The 17,324-nt window shown below is 73.1% G+C and carries 14 protein-coding genes; 6 read left to right on the forward strand and 8 right to left on the reverse strand.

All coding sequences use genetic code 11. The annotated features are described in order from the left end of the window. Positions 1-3: 3 nt before the first annotated feature. The 4 genes from ACZ4TW_RS01675 to ACZ4TW_RS01690 form a co-directional block, all read right to left on the reverse strand. Positions 4-519: a glutathione peroxidase gene (locus tag ACZ4TW_RS01675; RefSeq protein ID WP_465540246.1), complete on the reverse strand. Its 516-nt coding sequence runs from the start codon at positions 517-519 to the stop codon at positions 4-6. Between the two features lie 74 nt (positions 520-593). Next, positions 594-3,551 (reverse strand): helix-turn-helix transcriptional regulator, encoded by a 2,958-nt coding sequence (locus tag ACZ4TW_RS01680; RefSeq protein WP_465539519.1) that lies wholly within the window; start codon positions 3,549-3,551, stop codon positions 594-596. 77 nt (positions 3,552-3,628) lie between these two features. After that, entirely contained in the window at positions 3,629-3,829 is a 201-nt protein-coding gene (locus ACZ4TW_RS01685; protein ID WP_465539520.1) for a hypothetical protein, read from the reverse strand. A gap of 300 nt (positions 3,830-4,129) precedes the next feature. After that, positions 4,130-4,861 carry a pyridoxamine 5'-phosphate oxidase family protein gene (locus ACZ4TW_RS01690; RefSeq protein ID WP_465539523.1) on the reverse strand — a complete coding sequence of 244 codons (732 nt, stop codon included), beginning with the start codon at positions 4,859-4,861 and terminating at the stop codon, positions 4,130-4,132. 91 nt (positions 4,862-4,952) lie between these two features. On the opposite strand from ACZ4TW_RS01690, the gene pdxR reads away from it, so the two are divergent. The 5 genes from pdxR (at position 4,953) to ACZ4TW_RS01715 (ending at position 11,105) form a co-directional block, all read left to right on the forward strand. After that, positions 4,953-6,416, forward strand: coding sequence for a MocR-like pyridoxine biosynthesis transcription factor PdxR (gene pdxR / locus ACZ4TW_RS01695; protein WP_465539525.1), 1,464 nt, complete (start codon positions 4,953-4,955; stop codon positions 6,414-6,416). 101 nt (positions 6,417-6,517) lie between these two features. Further along, on the forward strand, positions 6,518-7,006 hold the full coding sequence (locus ACZ4TW_RS01700) for a LysM peptidoglycan-binding domain-containing protein (RefSeq protein WP_465539526.1): 489 nt from the start codon (positions 6,518-6,520) through the stop codon (positions 7,004-7,006). Beyond that, positions 7,003-7,407: a hypothetical protein gene (locus ACZ4TW_RS01705; RefSeq protein WP_465539528.1), complete on the forward strand. Its 405-nt coding sequence runs from the start codon at positions 7,003-7,005 to the stop codon at positions 7,405-7,407. Before ACZ4TW_RS01700 ends, ACZ4TW_RS01705 begins: the two co-directional genes overlap by 4 nt. 20 nt (positions 7,408-7,427) lie before the next feature. Further along, positions 7,428-9,566: a S9 family peptidase gene (locus tag ACZ4TW_RS01710; protein WP_465539529.1), complete on the forward strand. Its 2,139-nt coding sequence runs from the start codon at positions 7,428-7,430 to the stop codon at positions 9,564-9,566. Positions 9,567-9,788: 222 nt separating this feature from the next. After that, entirely contained in the window at positions 9,789-11,105 is a 1,317-nt protein-coding gene (locus ACZ4TW_RS01715; protein ID WP_465539530.1) for an FAD-binding oxidoreductase, read from the forward strand. 15 nt (positions 11,106-11,120) lie between these two features. Here the strand turns inward: ACZ4TW_RS01715 and ACZ4TW_RS01720 are convergent, their stop codons facing one another. Beyond that, positions 11,121-13,727 carry a cation-translocating P-type ATPase gene (locus tag ACZ4TW_RS01720; protein WP_465539532.1) on the reverse strand — a complete coding sequence of 869 codons (2,607 nt, stop codon included), beginning with the start codon at positions 13,725-13,727 and terminating at the stop codon, positions 11,121-11,123. An 85-nt stretch (positions 13,728-13,812) separates the two neighbouring features. Then, positions 13,813-14,463 carry a DUF1349 domain-containing protein gene (locus ACZ4TW_RS01725; protein WP_465539535.1) on the reverse strand — a complete coding sequence of 217 codons (651 nt, stop codon included), beginning with the start codon at positions 14,461-14,463 and terminating at the stop codon, positions 13,813-13,815. 147 nt (positions 14,464-14,610) lie between these two features. Between ACZ4TW_RS01725 and ACZ4TW_RS01730 the strand changes: the two genes are divergently transcribed. Further along, on the forward strand, positions 14,611-16,185 hold the full coding sequence (locus ACZ4TW_RS01730) for a carboxylesterase/lipase family protein (RefSeq protein WP_465539537.1): 1,575 nt from the start codon (positions 14,611-14,613) through the stop codon (positions 16,183-16,185). A 15-nt stretch (positions 16,186-16,200) separates the two neighbouring features. Here the strand turns inward: ACZ4TW_RS01730 and ACZ4TW_RS01735 are convergent, their stop codons facing one another. Together ACZ4TW_RS01735 and ACZ4TW_RS01740 are read right to left on the reverse strand one after the other, a co-directional pair. Continuing rightward, positions 16,201-16,581 (reverse strand): DUF2834 domain-containing protein, encoded by a 381-nt coding sequence (locus ACZ4TW_RS01735; protein WP_465539539.1) that lies wholly within the window; start codon positions 16,579-16,581, stop codon positions 16,201-16,203. Positions 16,582-16,645: 64 nt separating this feature from the next. Beyond that, positions 16,646-17,293, reverse strand: a complete 648-nt coding sequence (locus tag ACZ4TW_RS01740) for a hypothetical protein (RefSeq protein WP_465539541.1) — start codon at positions 17,291-17,293, stop codon at positions 16,646-16,648. Positions 17,294-17,324 lie beyond the last annotated feature (31 nt).

Here is a 17,324-nt window from a genome sequence, read left to right on the forward strand (position 1 = left end):
GGCTCAGGCCACGGCGTCGGCGTCGGCGTTGCCGTCGGCCCGATCGCGGGCGGCGCCGGCTCGGTCGGGCCGCGGAAGGGCCGCCTCGATGGCCGACACGATCGCCGGATCGTCGGGCTCGACGTTGGGGCGGAACCGGAGCACCTCGCCGTCGGGCAGCACGAGGAACTTCTCGAAGTTCCACAGCACCGGGCCCGCCATGCCGGCGGCATCGCGCGAGCGCTTCAGCGCCTCGAAGAGCGGCGCCGTCTTGCGGCCGTTGACGCGGACCCGGTCGAGGATCGGGAACGTGATGCCCCACGTGGTCGAGCAGTACTCGCTGATCGCGTCGTTCGACGACAGCTCCTGCAGGAACTGGTTGCTCGGGAAGCCGAGCACCGTGAAGCCGCGGTCGCCGTAGGTGCGCTGCAGCTGCTCGAGCGCCGCGTACTGCGGGGTCAGGCCGCAGCGCGAGGCGACGTTGACCACGAGCCGCACCTGCCCCGCCCAGTCGCCGAGCGTGCGGGTCTCACCGGACATCGTCTGGAACGGGATCTCGTCGAGCGTCGTCACGGCTCCACGCTAGCTGCGCCCGCTGGGTGCACGCTCGACGCTCACCGTGCGACGCGTGCGAGGAACACCGCCTCGGTTCGGCTCGACGCCCCGAGCTTGCGCAGGATCGCGGACACGTGCACGCTCGCGGTCTTGCCGCTGATGTAGAGCCGCTCGCCGATCTGGCGATTGCTCAGGCCCTCGGCGATGAGGTCGAGCACCTGACGCTCGCGGGCCGTGAGCTCGGCGACCGCGTCGGCCGGATCGTCGGCCCCCGCGACCCCGGCCGAGCCGCGTGAGACGTCACCGTGGGTCGCGCCGTCGAGCACGATCCCCGCCTGCATCGCGACGCGTGCGGTGCGCGTCTGCACGACGGTCACGCCGCCCGCGACCGAGCCGTCGAATGCGGCCTGGAGCGCGTCGCGCGCGCCCTGCCGGTCGCCGGCGGCGAGCAGCGCCTCGCCGAGTCGCAGCTGGGCGTACGGCAGCAGGTAGCCCGGGGCCGTGTCGGCGGAGGCTTCATCGACGGCGGCGCGCCACGAGGCATCCGTCGGCTGGAGCTCGGCGTCGACGAGCGCCGCCCACAGGCTGTGCGTCGGCCAGAACGCGAGGTCGTCGAGCACGCGCCGCAGCTCGGGCTCGGCCTCGAGGATCTCGTCGGCCTCGATCTCGGAGACCCGCGCCGGGTCGGCGCGGACGGCCGCGATCACGCGCGAGAGCGCCCAGAGCAGCGGCTCGGCGTAGCCGGCGAGCGGGAGCTCCTTCTCATGGAGGATCGTTCGCCCGTCGCGCCACGCCTGCGAGAGGTCGCCCATGGCGAGCCCGATCTCGACGGCGACCCGCCCGACGCCGAGACGGGTCTGCATCTCGATCGCCATGATCGGCGCCATCATGGCGCGGTGGGCGCGCAGCAGCTCGGCGGCCTGCTCGGCGTCGCCGCGCCAGACGAGACCCCACAGCTTCGCACGCAACAGGTAGGCGTGGAACGGGGCGGGAGGATCGAGGGAGAGGCCGCGTTCGATGATCGCGTCGGCGCGCTCCCATTCGCCGAGCGCGAACAGCGGGTCGACGGCGTTCGACGCGAGGATGACGCCCGAGCTGCGTTCGACGCCCTGGCGGCGAGCGCGGTCGAGGCCCTCCTCGGCCAGGCGCACGGCTTCGGGATAGTCGCCGACGAGGTTGCGCAGGTCGGAGGCGTTGACCCAGTACCGCAGCAGCGCGGCGCCGTCGCCCTCGGCGAGCTCGCGGGCCCGCTCGATGTCGACCAGCGCGCGATCGACCTCGCCGCGGGCGGCGCGACTCACGGCGGCGATGTTCATCGCGATGGACGCGTATCGCGGGAAGTCGATGCGCCTCGCGAGCTCGTAGGCCTCGTCGGCGATGCGGACGGCCTCGTCGAGGCGCGCCTCGATCATGAGCCGGCCGGCCAGCCCGGTGAGCACAGTGACGCGCAGGTCGTCGGAATCGTCGTCGGGCAGGGCGGCCAGCGCCTCCTCGAAGACGGGGATGGACCCAGCGCGCCCGACGCCGGCGAGGTAGAGGGCCTTGTCGCGCAGCAGGCGGGGGTACTGCGCGTCGTCGCGCGGGCACTCGGCGAGCGCGGCCTTCACGACCGCCAGGCTCCGCTCGCCCTCGCCGGCGTGCCGCAGGTACGACGCCGTGCGACCCATGAGCTCGATGCGGCTCATGTCGGCGATCTGCTCGGGATGGGCCACCGAATCCCACAGTTCGAGGGCGCGTTCGCCAAGCTGCGCCGCGGTGGCGTATGCGACGGCCGCGCGCGCCTCGCGCATGGCCTGGATGGTCGCCGGGAAGGCGCGCGCGGGATCGCGGGCCCCGATCCAGTGGTACGAGATCTCGGCGGCGAGGCGGCGCCCGCCCGCTGCGGCCTGCGCCTCGTAGGCCTCGGCGTACCGCGCATGGAACCGCGCCCGTTCGCCGGGCAGCAGGTCGGCGAGGATCGCCTCGCGCACGAGCGCGTGCCGGAACGCGTAGTCGTCGCCGTCGATCTCGATCACGCCGAACCGAACGCTCTCGCGCGCCGCCGCGTCGAGCTCGTCGTCGTCACCGCGGTGGACGGCGGCGAGCGTCGCGTGCGAGACCCGGACGCCGCCGGTGGAGAGCAGCCGCAGGAACTCCTGGGCGGAATCGGGCAGCCGTTCGTACCGGGCGAGCAGCAGGTCGCGGAGGGTGTCGGGCACGAAGCCCTCGTCGCGGCATCCGTCGATGCCGACCAGCTCTTCGACGAAGAACGGCACGCCGTCGCTGCGGAGGAACACCGTGTCGAGTATTCGCTCGCTGGGCGACTCGTCGGTGATGAGCGAGCGCACGAGGTCGCGCACCTCGCCCTGCGACAGGCGCGAGAGCTCGCGCCGGTCGACCCAGCGGTCGCGCTCGGCCTCGGTGAGGAAGCCGCGAAGCGGATGCCCCCGGGGCACGTCGTCGGTGCGGTACGTGAGCAGCATGAGTACCCGGCTCGCGCCGGGCGAGCGGAGCAGGAATCGGAGCAGCGCGAGGCTCGCGGCGTCGATCCAGTGCAGGTCTTCGATGACGAGCACGATGGGCTCGTCGCGAGAGAGGGTCTCGAGCAGCACGGCGACGGCCTCGTGCAGCTGCCCGCTGCCGGCACCCCCGGGGGTGATCACGATCTCGCCGGTGCTCCCACCGCCGGAGGCCGCGAGCTCGGGCAGCAGCGCGATGAGCGCCGCCCGCCCGGGACCGACCGCCTCGAGCGCACGCTCCGGCCCGACCTGCGCGACGAGCCCGCGGAGCGCCCCCTTGATCGGGGCGTAGGGAGCGGCGACGTCGCCGAGGTCGACGCACTGGCCCAGGACGAGCCGCACGTCGGGGCCGAGGCCGGCCGTGAACTCGCGCACCAGCCGGCTCTTGCCGATGCCGGCCTCGCCGCCGACGACGGCGGTCGCGGGCGAGCCCGCGCGCACGCCTTCGAGCAGGCCGTTCAGCCAGGCGAGTTCGGCGTCTCGGCCGATCATGGTGGGGCTCGACGGGGAGCTGGTCACCAGACCATGCTCCCACGCACCCACGACATCGGCGCCGGGCACGAGGTCCCGGCGCCGAGGTCCGATGCGTTCGTCGCTCACCGCGCGAACTGCGGCGCGTGGCGCACGCCGCGACGGCGCTGCGTGGCGAGCCGGAGGCGGGAGGCGAGGCCGGCGATCCGGCCCTCCGAGGCGCTTGCGCGCTCCGCCGAGGCCCGGTGCACGGCGAGCTCGTGCTCGGCGCGCTGCACGTCGGCGTCGAGGAGCCGCAGGGTGATGAAGCCGGCTGAGTGCTGCATGGTGTCCTCCTGGATCGGGGCGATGATCCGAGGTTGCTCCCTAAGGCATCTCCGGTTCATCGGGCGATGTGCGTATTTCGCGGTGCCGAGGCGGTGAGGGGACCTCAGGCGGGCGGGATCGATGCGGATGTCCGGGTCGTTCCCCGCCTCAGTGGGCGAGGGTCCGCGTGCGGTGGTAGCCGTCGCGACGGAACTGCACGAGCGCCGCGGTGACGGCCCAGCCGACGATGAGGCCGAGCACGAGCATGGTGGCGAACATTCCGCACCTCCTTTCGATCTTCTCTGCAGCGAGCGTGCCCGCTACGGCACAGGGGTGCCATCGGGCGATGTGCGTAGTCCGAGGCTGTCGGATGCCGCGGCGCGCGTCGTCAGCGCGATCACGGAATCCGGGACGGGCGTTCCCGCAGGGGTCAGCCCGGAGGCGACCGGGGCGCCCCAGCGCCGCTCGAGCGGCACGACGCCGGCCCACGAGGCGTGGTCCTCGCCGTCGTCGAGGTCTTCGGATGGTCCGCCCGAGCGCTGCTTCATGACGACGTCGTCGAGCGCGAGCCGCAGCACGCGCGTCGCGGCGACCTCCTTGCGGCGCGTGCCGCGCAGCTCGGCGGGCCGGCCCGGCATGAGCCGTTCGGAGAGCGCGAGGAGCGCGTCATCCGCCTCATCGAGCGGGACCGGCTCGAGCACGCCCTGGATCGTCGCGCTGCGGTAGTTCATCGAGCTGTCGAAGAGCGACCGCGCGTAGACGAGCCCGTCGAGGGCCGTGACCGAGAACGCGACCGGCAGTCGGGCGGATGCCGCGCGCAGGGCGAATCCCCCGCCGGTCGAGCCGTGCAGCAGCACGTGCCCGCCGACGCGGGCGTACCCCATGGGCACGACGACCGGGACGCCCTCGACGGCGACGGCGAGGTGCCCGACGAGCTCGGAGTCGAGGAGCTCGTGCAGCGCGACGCGGTCGGTGGTCTGCCGATCCGGCAGGCGGCGGATGCGTCGGGCGGGAGCGGCGGGCGCCTGGGTCGGCGTCGAGATCGAGGTCATGCTGCCAGTGTGCGCGGTCCGCTGGTATGGTGAGCAGACCAGTTCCGACTCGTTCCGGCAGTCCAGTCGGGAGGTCACGAGGAGATGCCGCATGGATGGTCCGCTGCTCGCCATCGACCGCGACGATGCCCGCCCGCTGGGCGCCCAGCTGGTCGAGGGCCTGCGCCGCGGGATCCTCGACGGCCGCCTGCGGGCCGGCGACCCCGTTCCGTCGACCCGGTCGCTCGCGACCGAGCTCGGCGTCGCGCGCAGCTCGGTCGTCGCCGCGTACGAGCAGCTCGCGGGCGAGGGCTACCTCGAGATGCGCCAGGGTGCGCCGACCCGCGTGGCGCCCCTCATGCGGGTCGAGGAGGGGACCCAGCCCGCCTCCCCGGACGCCCGGGGGCCCGGGCCTCGAGCGACTCGCGATCCCGGCGCTCGAGAGAACCCGCCCCGGCGTACCGACCCCGAGGAGCAGCTCGACCTCCGGCCGGGCCGGCCGTCGACGGCGCGGCTCGACGAGCGCGCCTGGCGTGCGGCATGGCGGCATGCGGCCCGCCTCGCGGTGCCCGGCGACACGGCGCCGCGCATGGGGGCGACCCGACTGCGAGCCGAGATCGCCGACCACCTCCGCCACGCGCGCGGCGTGACCTGCACGCCCGACGACGTGGTGGTGACGGCGGGTACGAGCGACGCGGTCGCGCTGCTCGCGTCGGCGCTGCGCATCCTGGTCGACGGCACGCCCCGAGTTGCCGTCGAGCACCCCGGGTACCCGTCGGCACGGCGGGTGCTCGAGCGGCGCGGTGCGCTCGTCACCGTTCCCGTGCCGGTGGACGAGGACGGCATCGACGCGACGGCGCTGCGCGCCATCCGGCCCGCCCCGCACGCGGTCATGGTGACGCCGAGCCACCAGTACCCGATGGGCGGCCGCCTCCCCGTCGCGGCGCGCCTCGAGTTGCTCGAGTGGGCCGCGGCATCCGGCGCGGTCGTCATCGAGGACGACTACGACAGCGAGTTCCGCCATGTCGGTGCGCCGCTGCCGGCGCTCGCGTCGCTCGACCGCGGGGGTCGGGCGGTGCTGGTCGGCAGCTTCTCGAAGGTGCTGACGCCGTGGCTCCGGCTGGGCTACCTCGTGCTGCCCGCCGATCCTGCGCTGCGGGCCGCGGTCGCGGCCGTGCGCGACGACGAGACGTGCCCCGTGCCCGGCATCGCCCAGGAGGCCGCCGCCGAGCTGCTCGCGACGGGCGCCGTGCGGCGGCACATCGCCGCGGCGCGACGCGACTACGCGCACCGCCGGAAGCTCGTGCTCGGGGAGCTCTCGGGCATCGCCGGCGCGCCGCTGTCGGGCCTCGACGGCGGCCTGCACGCGGTCGTCGGGCTGCCCTCGCACGAGGTCGCGGCGGCGGTGGCCGCGCGCCTCGCCGACGACGGCGTGCTCGTGTCGCCGCTGTCGGACTACTCGGCGGTACCCGGGGCCGGGCCGTCGGGCATCGTGCTCGGGTACGCGTCGCCGCCCGACGCGCGGCTCGTGGACGCGCTCGCGCGCGTGCGCACAGCCGTCCGTCGGGCGGTCTGACCGGGGTGGTCTCCGGATGGCTCGCCGGTCTGTACGTGCGGTCCGCGGGTCGATAGCCTGAGCGCGTCGCGGTCCCGTACGCCGCGACGAACGGGGGCGGGATGCGTCATCGGCGACCCGGAACGCCCGCGACCCTGCTCGCGGCCGGTCTGTTCGCGCTCTGCGGCGTGCTCACGCTGCTCGCCGGGTGCGCCCCGCCGCAGGTCGTCGAGGCCGCGCCCGTGACGGTCACCGCGACCGTCACCGCGACGGCGACCGTGACCGTCGCGCCCCCGCCGCCACCGGCCGACCCGGGCGCGCCGCCACCTCCCGACCCGGTGCCCAACGCGCCGGCCCCGGTCTACGAGTGGGGTCCCGCGATCGACGACGGTCCCCGCACGGGCGCGACCGGCACGCCCGAACTCGACGCGACCGGGGAGCCCGAGCGCTACGCGATCGTCGCGGGCGACAGCTTCTTCGACGTCGCGCAGCGCTTCAACCTGCCGCAGCAGCAGCTGCTGCGCATGAACCCGCAGATCTACGACTACGGGGAGACCGTCTACATCGGCCAGGTGCTGAATCTGGACTGGCAGAAGACGGGTGTCGGGTGAACGAGGTCGTGACCCTCGCGCCGTGGAGCCCGTGGCCGCTCGTGTTCCCGGCGATCGTCGTGCTCGCGGGCGCGGCCGTGTCGATCATCGGAACGCGTCGGCGCAACAAGCCGCTGCGCGAGAGCGGCTATGTCGCGATCGTGCTCGGCGCGCTGGCGGCGGGAGCCATGACGTACTCGATGTCCGGGATCTGGGACGTGGAGCAGCGCACCGCTGCGCTGATCGCGCTCGGCTACGAGTCGCCGACGTTCAGTGCGAGCACGAGCCTCGCGGCCGGCGAGGCCGCACCGATCGCGTTCCAGGCGATCCGCGACGGCGAGCGCGTCCGGGGCGTCCTCATCGCGATGGGCGGCGACCAGTGGGAGGTGCGCGAGATCGCCGAGGAGGACGCCGAGGAGTGACACGGCGTAGCGTGGAGCCCGTGCTGACTCCTCCGGTGACCGAGAAGCGACCGACCGAACGCACCCACCACGGCGACGTGGTGATCGACCACTACGAGTGGTTGCGAGACAAGGACGACCCCGCGGTCATCGCCCACCTCGAGCTGGAGAACGCCTACACGAAGGCGAAGACCAAGCACCTGTCGCTGCTGCAGGAGCAGGTGTTCGAGGAGATCAAGCGCCGCACCAAGGAGAGCGACCTCAGCGTCCCGACGCGCGAGGGCGACTGGTGGTACTACTCGCGCACGGTCGAGGGGCTGCAGTACGGCATCCACTGTCGCGTCGCGGCGCGCGGCGCCGGCGACTGGGAGCCGCCCGCCATCCCCGAGGACGGCTCGCCGCTGCCCGGCGAGCAGGTGCTGCTCGACGACAACGTCGAGGCCGAGGGCCACGAGTTCTTCTCGCTCGGCAGCTTCGACGTGACCGCCGACGGCTCGACCATGCTCTACGCCGTCGACGTCGAGGGCGACGAGCGGTACACGATCCGGCTCCGCGCGCTCGACGGCTCGGGGCGCGAGTACGACGACGAGATCCCCGGCACCGCCGCGGGCGCCGTGTTCGAGCCATCCGGCCGGTACCTCTTCTACGCGACGGTCGACGACGCCTGGCGGCCCGACACCATCTGGCGGCACGAGGTCGGCACGCCGGCCGCCGCCGACGTGCGGGTGTTCCACGAGCCCGACGAGCGGTTCTGGCTCGGCGTCGGGCTCATGCGCAGCCGCCGGTACCTCGTGCTCGAGGCCGGCTCGCACGTGACGAGCGAGTCGTGGCTGCTCGACGCCGCCGACCCGACCGGCGAGTTCCGCGTCGTCTGGCCCCGGCGCGACGGCGTCGAGTACGACGTCGAGCACGTCGTCGCGGGCGGGCGCGACCGGCTGCTCATCGTCCACAACGAGGGCGAGGCCGTGAACTTCGAGCTCGTGAGCGTCGCCGCCGACGACCCGCAGGGGCCGAGGCGGATGCTGCTCCCCCACGATCCGCGCATGCGCATCGAGGCGGCGCACGCGTTCCGCGACTTCGTGGCCCTCGAGTACCGCCGCGACGGGCTGCCGCGCGTCGCGATCGCGAAGGTGCCCGCGAACGGCCTTCCCGCCGACGCGACGCCCGACGACACCCTGCACGAGCTCACGTTCGACGAGGCGCTGTTCTCCGCCGGCGTCGGCGCGAACCCCGACTGGGAGCAGCCGTCGCTGCGCATCGGCTACGGCAGCTTCGTCACGCCGTCGACCGTGATCGACGTGCACGTGGCATCCGGCCGCCGCGACGTCCGGAAGCAGCAGCCCGTGCTCGGCGACTACCATCCCGAGCGGTACGCGCAGCACCGCGAATGGGCGACGGCGCCCGACGGCACGAAGGTGCCGATCTCGCTCGTGTACCGCCCCGACCTGGTCACGCTCGGCGACCCGGCGCCGACACTGCTCTACGGCTACGGCTCGTACGAGCACGCGATCGACCCCGGCTTCGGCATCCCTCGCCTGTCGCTGCTCGACCGCGGCATGGTGTTCGCGGTCGCGCACGTGCGCGGCGGCGGCGAGATGGGCCGGCTCTGGTACGAGCACGGCAAGAAGCTGCACAAGAAGCACACGTTCACCGACTTCATCGCGGCGGCCGAGCACCTCATCGACCGCGACATCACGACGCCCGACCACCTCGTCGCGCAGGGCGGCTCGGCCGGCGGACTGCTCATGGGCGCGGTCGCCAACCTCGCACCGCGCCTGTTCGCCGGCATCGTGGCCGAGGTGCCGTTCGTCGACCCGCTCACGTCGATCCTCGACCCGTCGCTGCCGCTCACCGTGATCGAGTGGGACGAGTGGGGCAACCCGCTCGACGACCCCGAGGTGTACGCGTACATGAAGTCGTACGCGCCGTATGAGAACGTGCACCCCGTGCAGTACCCGCGGATCCTGGCCATCACCTCCCTCAACGACACGCGCGTGCTCTACGTCGAGCCCGCGAAGTGGGTGGCGCGGCTGCGCGAGGTCGGGGCCGATCCGCTGCTCAAGGTCGAGATGGCGGCGGGTCACGGCGGCGTCTCCGGACGGTACGCGGCGTGGCGCGAGCGCGCGTTCGCCAACGCCTGGATCATCGATGCCGCGGGCGCGCACCCGAGCGGCGAGTAGCGGGCGCCTCCCACCTCCCCCCTGCCTCCGCGCAATCTGCGGATCACAGGAGAATCGGCGATCCACAGGTCGCAATCCCGGCGCACGGCAGGCGAATCGCCGATTCTCCTGTGAATGCGGGCGGTGTTGGGGTGCGTGGGCGGGGCGGATGGCGGGAAGTGGACGAATCGTGCCCTGATCGGGGCTCGCCGGATGTCGGTGGCGATCGGCAGACTGGCCCCCATGTCGTTCATCGCCGAACTGAGTGAGCGGATGCCGCAGCGCGTGCACGCGCCCGGCACCCCCGAGTACGAGGCGGGCGCCGCGGTCTTCGGCGCCACGGGCACGCCCGATGCCGTCGTCCGTCCCGCCTCCGCCGCCGAGGTCGCCGTGGCGGTCCGCGCCGCGGTCGACGCCGGCGTCCCCATCACGGTCCGCGCCGGCGGCCACGGCTCCGACCCGGCGACGGGCGGGCTCGTCATCGACCTGTCCGGCCTCGCCGACGTCGAGCTCGCGGGCAGCGACGGTCTCGTGCACGTCGGCGCGGGCGCCCACTGGGGCGACGTCGCGGCGGCCCTCGCCCCGCACGGGCTCGGCATCACGTCGGGCGACACGCTCGACGTCGGGGTGGGCGGGCTGGCCCTGGGCGGCGGCATCGGCTGGCTCGCGCGCACGCACGGGCTCACGATCGACATCCTCCGCGAGGTCGAGCTCGTGACCGCTTCGGGCGACGTGCTCACCGTGAACGCCGCGTCGCACCCAGAACTGTTCTGGGCGCTCCGCGGCGGCGGCGGCAACTTCGGCGTGGCCACCCGTTTCACGTTCCAGGCTGCACCAGTCGGCGGGCTCGTCGGCGGGCACGTGCGCTTCGACCAGTCCGACGTGCGGGCCGTGCTCGGCGCCTGGCGCGATGTGCTGCGCGACGCGCCCGACGAGTTCAACGGCACCCTGCTCGTGATGCCGCCGCTCATGCCCGAGATCCCGGCGGGGCCCCAGCTCGCCGTCGCGCTCCTCGGCACCGAGGAGGAACTGCGCCGCATGCTCGAGCCGATGCTCTCGCTGCCCTCGGTCGCCGAGGTGTCGCTCGCTCCCGTCGCCTACGGCGACCTGCTCGAGGCGGCGCCGCCGGGCAAGCCGCCGTTCCGGTTCGTCGGCGGCAACGGCTTCGCGCCCGACCTCTCCGACGCGGCGCTCGACGCGTTCGCGCGTGCGGTCGACCGCGACGTGCCGACCATGCTGCTCATCCGCGGACTCGGCGGTGCGTTCTCGCGGGTCCCGGCCCAGGCCACGGCGATCGCGCAACGGGACGGCCAGGCCCTCGTGGCCGTCAACGGCATCCTCCCCGGCGATGCGACCGACGACCAGGTCGCCTCCGCGCGCGTCGCCGTCGACGACGCGCTGGCGTTCACGACCGGCATGTACTCCAACTTCACGCCCGAGTTCGGCGACGAGCTGATCGGCCAGATCTACCCGCCGACCACGCTCGAGCGCCTGCGGGCGGTCAAGCGCGAGGTCGACCCAGGCGACGTGTTCCGCGCGAGCCACCACATCGCGCCCTAGCCCGTCGGGGCGGCGTCACCCGGTGGTCGCGCGGGGCGGCTCGTGCGCGTGCTCGTGGCTGCGGCGCGCCCGCAGCCGCTTGTCGAGCGCGTCGACGGCGAGCAGCGTCGGGAACGACGCGATCGCGACGATCCACCCGGCCGCCGGCGGGTTCGCCTGCCCGAGGATCTCGGCGATCGGCGGCACCCACAGCATCACGAGCGAGAACGCGGTGCCGACGAGCACGGCACCGACGAGCAGGCGGTTGCCGAACCATCCGAGCGCCCCGGGCCACTTCGACGACGACCGGCACGCGAAGGCATTGGCGGCCTGGGCGATCACGACGGTCATGTACGCGGCGCCCGACGCGGCGAGCAGTTCGTCGCCGGTCGGGAACGGCCCGCCCGGACGCCAGCCCGCCGCCATCATCGACACGACGAACGCGAGCAGGCTGAGCGCCGCCTCGAGCGGGCCGAGCACGCCGAACGCGCGGCGGAGCACCGTGGCGTTCATCAGGTTGCCGCTCACCGGCGGTCCCCTGAGCAGGTGCTTCGCGGGCGGCTCCGCCCCGAGCGCGACGGCCGAGAGCGTGTCGGTGCCGAGGTCGAGCGCGATGATCTGGAGCACCCCGAGCGCCAGCGGGAACTGGCCGCCCGAGAGCGCCCACACGACGAACGGCGTGAGCTCCGCGACGTTGTCGGTGAGGTGGTAGGTCAGGAACCGGCGGATGTTGACGTATGCCGCGCGTCCCTGCTCGATGCCCGCCACGATGCTCGAGAACGCGTCGTCGAGCAGCACCAGGTCGGCGGCCTCGCGCGCCACGTCGGTGCCCGATCGGCCCATGGCGACGCCGATGTCGGCCTCGTGCAGCGCCGGCGCGTCGTTCACGCCGTCCCCCGTCATGGCGACCACGTGCCCGCGGGCCCGGAGGGCGCGCGCGATCCGCAGCTTGTCCTCCGGTGAGACGCGTGCGACGACGACGCCGTCGCGGTCGAGGACCGCGCCGAGGTGCTGGTCGTCGGCCGGGAGCTCGGCCCCGACGAGCACCGGCGAGTCCGCGAACCGCAGTCCGACCTCGTCGGCGATGGCCCGCGCGGTCGCCGGGTGGTCGCCCGTGATCATGCCCACGCGCACACCGGCGTCGCGGCACGCCCGGAGCGCCTCGACCACGTCGTCGCGCGGCGGGTCCTCGAGGGCGACGAGCCCGAGCAGCCGCAGGCCCTCGCCGCACTCCTCGAGCGTGCGCGGTGTGCGGCCGGCGCGCGGCGCGACCGCGATCGCGAGGAGCCGCAGTCCCCGCTCGGTGAGCGCGTCGACCGTGGCATGAGCGTCGCCGTCGCCGTCGTCGCACAACGGGAGCACCGTGTCGGGGGCGCCCTTGACGATCACCTCGTCGGAGCGCACGACCGCCATGCGGCGCAGCCGCGGATCGAAGGGGAACCGGTGTTCGGGCGCGGCCGTCCGGCGGTCCGCGTCGGTGTCGACGCCGAGGCGCCGTGCGAGCACGTCGAGTGCGGCCTCCATCGGGTCGCCGTGCGCCTGCCACGATCCGTCGACGTGCGCGGCGTACCCGGTCGAGCAGCGCTCTCCGGCGAGCGCGAGCTCGCGGACCGCCGCCTCCGCCGCGGGCGTCGACCAGGTGAGCCCGGCCTCGGGGCCGTAGCCCGCGCCGTCGACCTCGAGCGATCCGGCCGGCGTCCACGCGCGCACCACCGTCATCTGGTTGCGCGTGAGGGTGCCGGTCTTGTCGGTGCAGATGAACGTCGTGGAGCCGAGGGTCTCGACCGCCTCGAGGTTCCGCACGAGGATGTTGCGCCGCGCCATCCGCTCGGACCCCCACGCGAGCGAGAGCGTCACGGTCGGCAGCAATCCCTCGGGCACGAGCGCGACCGTCACGCCGATCGCGAACACGAAGGCGGCCTGGATCGGGTTGCCCACGATGAGCGAGATGACGAGGAACAGCAGGCCCATGCCGATCGCGATCGTCGCGGTCAGCCGGACGACGCCGCGGAGCCCGCGAGTGAGCGGCGTGTCGGGCTTCTCCGGGGTGGCCGTGAGCTTCGCGATGCCGGCGAGGCGGGTGTCCCGTCCGATCGCCGTCACGCGGGCGCGGGCCTCGCCCTCGACGACGAACGTGCCGGCGAACAGCGACTCGCCCGCGCCGACCGCGGCCGCGACGCTTTCCCCCGTGAGCATCGAGGTGTCCACGAGCAGGCCTGTCTGGCCGAGCACCGTCGCATCGGCTGGGACCCGGTCGCCGCTCTCGAGCAGCAGCAGGTCGTCGACCACCACGTCGGCGGCCTCGACCACCTGGCGGCGACCGTCGCGCCGCACCGTGACGCGCGTCGGCAGCATGTCGCGCAGCCGTTCGGCCGCGCGGTCGGCACGCGCCTGCTGGGCTGCCGCGAAGATCGCGTTCAGCACGATGACGCCGACGACGGCGATGCTGAGCTCCGGGAGGTCCGCCAGCAGCGCGAGCCCGGCCGCGCCCCAGAGCAGCAAGGCGAAGAAATGGGTGAGCTCGGCGAGGAGCCTCCGGATCGGCGAGGGCCGCTTCGCGGCCGGCAGCGTGTTCGGACCCGCCCGGGCGCGCCGCTCCGCCGCCTCGGCGGAGCTCAGCCCGGGAGCCTCGACCACCGTCATCGCCACCCCTTCGAACCCGCCCAGCGTACGGACGGGGCGCCGAGCGGGCGTGGGACGTCGGTCCCGTGGGACGGCGCGGGGTCGCTCAGGCGGCGGGCGGGTCCTCGTGCAGGTCGACGTCGGCGGGCACGAACGTCCAGCGGGTGAAGCGCACCTCGAGGCCGGAGCGCATGGGGGCGCAGACCATCGGCCCGGCGGTCGCGGCATCCGCGTCGAACGGCGCGACCCGGATGGTGCGCCACTCCCCTTCGCCGGCGCGCGCCCGCACGGTGACCGCGTCGCCGTCGACGCCCGACCGGCTCGCGCGCACGGTGACCACCTGTCCGGCCCACTCGGGGACCGGCGCGAGCGACCAGTCGGAGACGCGGTTCGTCACCACGGCGCCCACGTGCGGCACCCCGTCGTTCATCTCGATGCCCGCCTTGACCCACACCTCGTCGCCGACGTGCAGCATCAGTCCCGCCTGGTCGTACAGGCCGGTGAGGGTCGACGTGTCGAACGCCACCTCGACCGCGGCGTCCGTCGGCCAGGGCGCGAGGAGCGCATGCCCGTCGTCGTGCACGAACCCGTAGTGGGTGGTGCGCCAGAAGTCGCTGCCTTCTGCGGCCTCGACGACGATGCCCTCCTCGTCGGCGCGCACCGCGACGGGGTCGCGGCTCCAGCGGCCGGCGTCCCATGGGGCGGCGCGTACCGCGTCGGCGGGTCCGGGCGAGGTCGCGGGGGCGTCGTCGGTCATGCGATCACGGTAGTCCGTTCGCGGGACGCGCTCACCTTGACGGCCGGAGACGACAGGGGCAGCATGAGCCATGACCCGATCGATCGACGGAGGCGGCGCCTCGTCGGGCGAGGGGTCGCGATGTTCCGAATTCCAGGGCTCGTGGCGATGGCAGTCATGCTGTCGACGGCATTCGCGACACCCGCCGACGCACTGGCGGCGCCGGCGCCCGTGGTTGAGACAGTTTCCGGTGACGTCGGCGGTCTCGTGGCCGACGGCGTCGCACAATGGCGCGCCATCCCCTACGCAGCGCCGCCGGTCGGCGACCTGAGGTGGCGTCCGCCCGCACCGCCGGAACCATGGAGCGGCGTCCGAATCGCGCCGGAGTTCTCTGCTCAGTGCATCCAGCTCGGACTCGATGCACCCGTCGAGGGCAGCGAGGATTGCCTTTACCTCAACGTGTTCGCGCCGGTCGGGACCGTTCCATCCGCCGAACTTCCAGTCATGGTGCATCTGCACGGCGGCGGCAACTTTTTCGGCCGCGCGCATCGCGATGCGTCCGTCTTCGTCGAGCGGGGAGCGATCGTCGTCACCGTGGGCTACCGTCTCGGCGTGTTCGGATTCGTCGGTCATCCGGACCTGACGGTCGAGGGCGACGGTTCGTCGGGCGAGTACGGGGTGCTCGACCAACTCGCGGCGCTCGAGTGGGTTCGCGACAACATCGCATCGTTCGGCGGTGATCCGGCGAATGTCACGCTCTTCGGTGTATCCGCCGGCTCGTTCGACGCAGTGGCGATTGCAGCATCACCTCTGGGCGAGGGCCTCTTCACACGACTCGCTGCGCAGACGGAAGCGCTGAACCCCGCGAGCGGTCGTTACACGATCTCCGACGGCGAGATCCTCGGAGTCGCCGTGGCGGAGGCTGTCGGCTGTAGAGAGGCGAATGCGATCCTCGAATGCCTGCGTGGACGCCCTGCGGCAGATCTCGTGCTCGCCGCTGGCTTCAACGACGTGTCCCCGTGGACCGGCGGTCGGGTGCTGCCGACTCCGCCACTCGAGGCGATCGCCGCGGACCCGACGCCATTCCCGATGCTGGTCGGGTCGAACCGCGAGGAGGCGTCGTTCTGGTTCATAGAGGACCTGATCGCCGGGAGCTATCCGGCTCAGGCGCGGCCGCAGGACATCCACAACCTCGTGGGTGGCCCGAATGCCGTCCGGGCCGCCAGGTTGTATCCCGTCGATGCCTACGAAGCGCCCGTCTGGGCGACGATCGCTCTCGCCTCTGACGGCGCGTACACGTGCCCGATCCGACGGCTCGCGCGTGCGGGCGGCGAACAGGTGTACCGCTACCTCTACACGCACGTGTACGAGAACGATCCCTTCTTGGCCGGGTTGAGAGCCGGGCACGCCCTTGACGACCCGATCCTTTGGGGCGATCCAGATCTCATCGGCGGATACGAGTTCAGCGCGGCAGAGCAGACGCTCTCGGACCGTATGGCGGACTACTGGACCAACTTCGCCCGAACCGGCGACCCGAACGGTGCCACCGTGCCCGAGTGGCCGGCCTACACGACAGACGGGGGGTCGATCGCGGTGCTCGACGAGCCAGGCGGCCTCATCGAGGGGTATCACGAGGGGCATTGCGACTTCTTCGATGAGAACGTCCCAGCGCTGTATGCGCCGACCCCGGTCTCCACACCGGCCGTCGAGCGGGGTTGGGGCGAGCTGTTCACAACGTGGTAGCGCGGAGGCGAACCGCTAACTGATGGGCGTCGTGCCGGCACCCTTGGCGGCCGGCCTGTCGCGCTCCATCCTCATGGCGGCGAGCCGCCGCTCCCGCATCGCGAGCCACAGGGGGAACGTGAACGCGAAGGCCGTGAACGCCGAGCCGAGGATGTACAGCCAGGCGAACCGCATGCGCAGCCGGCGCGACTCGACGGCGATGAGGATGCTGCCCGCGACCGCCACGACGAGCAGGTCGGTCGTGATCGACGAGACCGCCGGGCCGCTCGAGGTCAGGTCGCCGATGAAGTCGTTGCGCTCCGCGATCGCGACGACGTTCCACGTCCACGTGCCGACGAGGCCCGCGACGGCGAGCACGAGGTAGACGACGGCGAGCGGGGTCCAGTTGCGGGTCATGCGCACAGTGTGGCGGATGCCGCCCGCGGCACGCGGGATCGACTCAGTACTCGGGGATCGAGACTCAGTACTCGGGGATCGACTCGACCGCGCGCTGGGCCTCGAGCCTCGCGAGATCGCGGAGCAGGTCGTCGGCGACGACCTCCATGCGCTCGGCACGGTGGTCGGCGTAGTCGGGCTCTTCGTCGAAGCGCGGCCAGCGGCGGTCGAGCTCCTGCTCGATCGCGGCACCGAGTTCCTCCCACGCGTCGTCGCGCGCACGTGCGACGAGCTCGGTGATGTAGGTCTCGTCGGATCGGCGGGTCCAGAGTTCCTTCGCGACGGCCGCGTGCACCTTCTCGCGGCGTCGGAGGTTCAGCAGGTCGTCGCGGTGGTAGTCGTGCTGGTGCTGCGACCGGCCGTCGCGCTGGGCCGCGGTCTCCCGTTCGGCGGCGATGTGCTCGGCGCCCTCGTCGGCCTCCTGCACGAGCTCGTAGAGGACCGCGCGCGCCATCCCGGCGGCGCGCTCGTCGGAGTACGGCTCGTCGCCGCGCAGCGCGCCGACGATGAGGCGGTTCTTCAGCGCCATCCGCCCGGCCGATTCGGCCATGAGCAGGCCCTCCTCGAGCATCTCGTCGAAGCTGGGCGTCTTGACCTCGGGCAGCTTAGTGCGGTCGAACGGCGTCATCGCCACGCGACGCTCTCGCCGCCACGGCAGCCGCAGCCAGCCCATACCCACCTCCTCGCGTCGCTCCCTTCGAGGG

The sequence above is a fragment of the Agromyces sp. NPDC029043 genome, from assembly GCF_055564615.1.

Excerpts from the sequence above, each read along its gene's own strand:
- ACZ4TW_RS01675 (WP_465540246.1), bottom strand. The coding sequence starts at position 519 with ATGTCCGGTGAGACCCGCACGCTCGGCGACTGGGCGGGGCAGGTGCGG.
- ACZ4TW_RS01685 (WP_465539520.1), bottom strand. The coding sequence starts at position 3,829 with ATGCAGCACTCAGCCGGCTTCATCACCCTGCGGCTCCTCGACGCCGAC.
- ACZ4TW_RS01690 (WP_465539523.1), bottom strand. The coding sequence starts at position 4,861 with ATGACCTCGATCTCGACGCCGACCCAGGCGCCCGCCGCTCCCGCCCGA.
- pdxR (WP_465539525.1), top strand. The coding sequence starts at position 4,953 with ATGGATGGTCCGCTGCTCGCCATCGACCGCGACGATGCCCGCCCGCTG.
- ACZ4TW_RS01700 (WP_465539526.1), top strand. The coding sequence starts at position 6,518 with ATGCGTCATCGGCGACCCGGAACGCCCGCGACCCTGCTCGCGGCCGGT.
- ACZ4TW_RS01715 (WP_465539530.1), top strand. The coding sequence starts at position 9,789 with ATGTCGTTCATCGCCGAACTGAGTGAGCGGATGCCGCAGCGCGTGCAC.
- ACZ4TW_RS01720 (WP_465539532.1), bottom strand. The coding sequence starts at position 13,727 with ATGACGGTGGTCGAGGCTCCCGGGCTGAGCTCCGCCGAGGCGGCGGAG.
- ACZ4TW_RS01725 (WP_465539535.1), bottom strand. The coding sequence starts at position 14,463 with ATGACCGACGACGCCCCCGCGACCTCGCCCGGACCCGCCGACGCGGTA.
- ACZ4TW_RS01730 (WP_465539537.1), top strand. The coding sequence starts at position 14,611 with ATGGCAGTCATGCTGTCGACGGCATTCGCGACACCCGCCGACGCACTG.
- ACZ4TW_RS01735 (WP_465539539.1), bottom strand. The coding sequence starts at position 16,581 with ATGACCCGCAACTGGACCCCGCTCGCCGTCGTCTACCTCGTGCTCGCC.
- ACZ4TW_RS01740 (WP_465539541.1), bottom strand. The coding sequence starts at position 17,293 with ATGGGCTGGCTGCGGCTGCCGTGGCGGCGAGAGCGTCGCGTGGCGATG.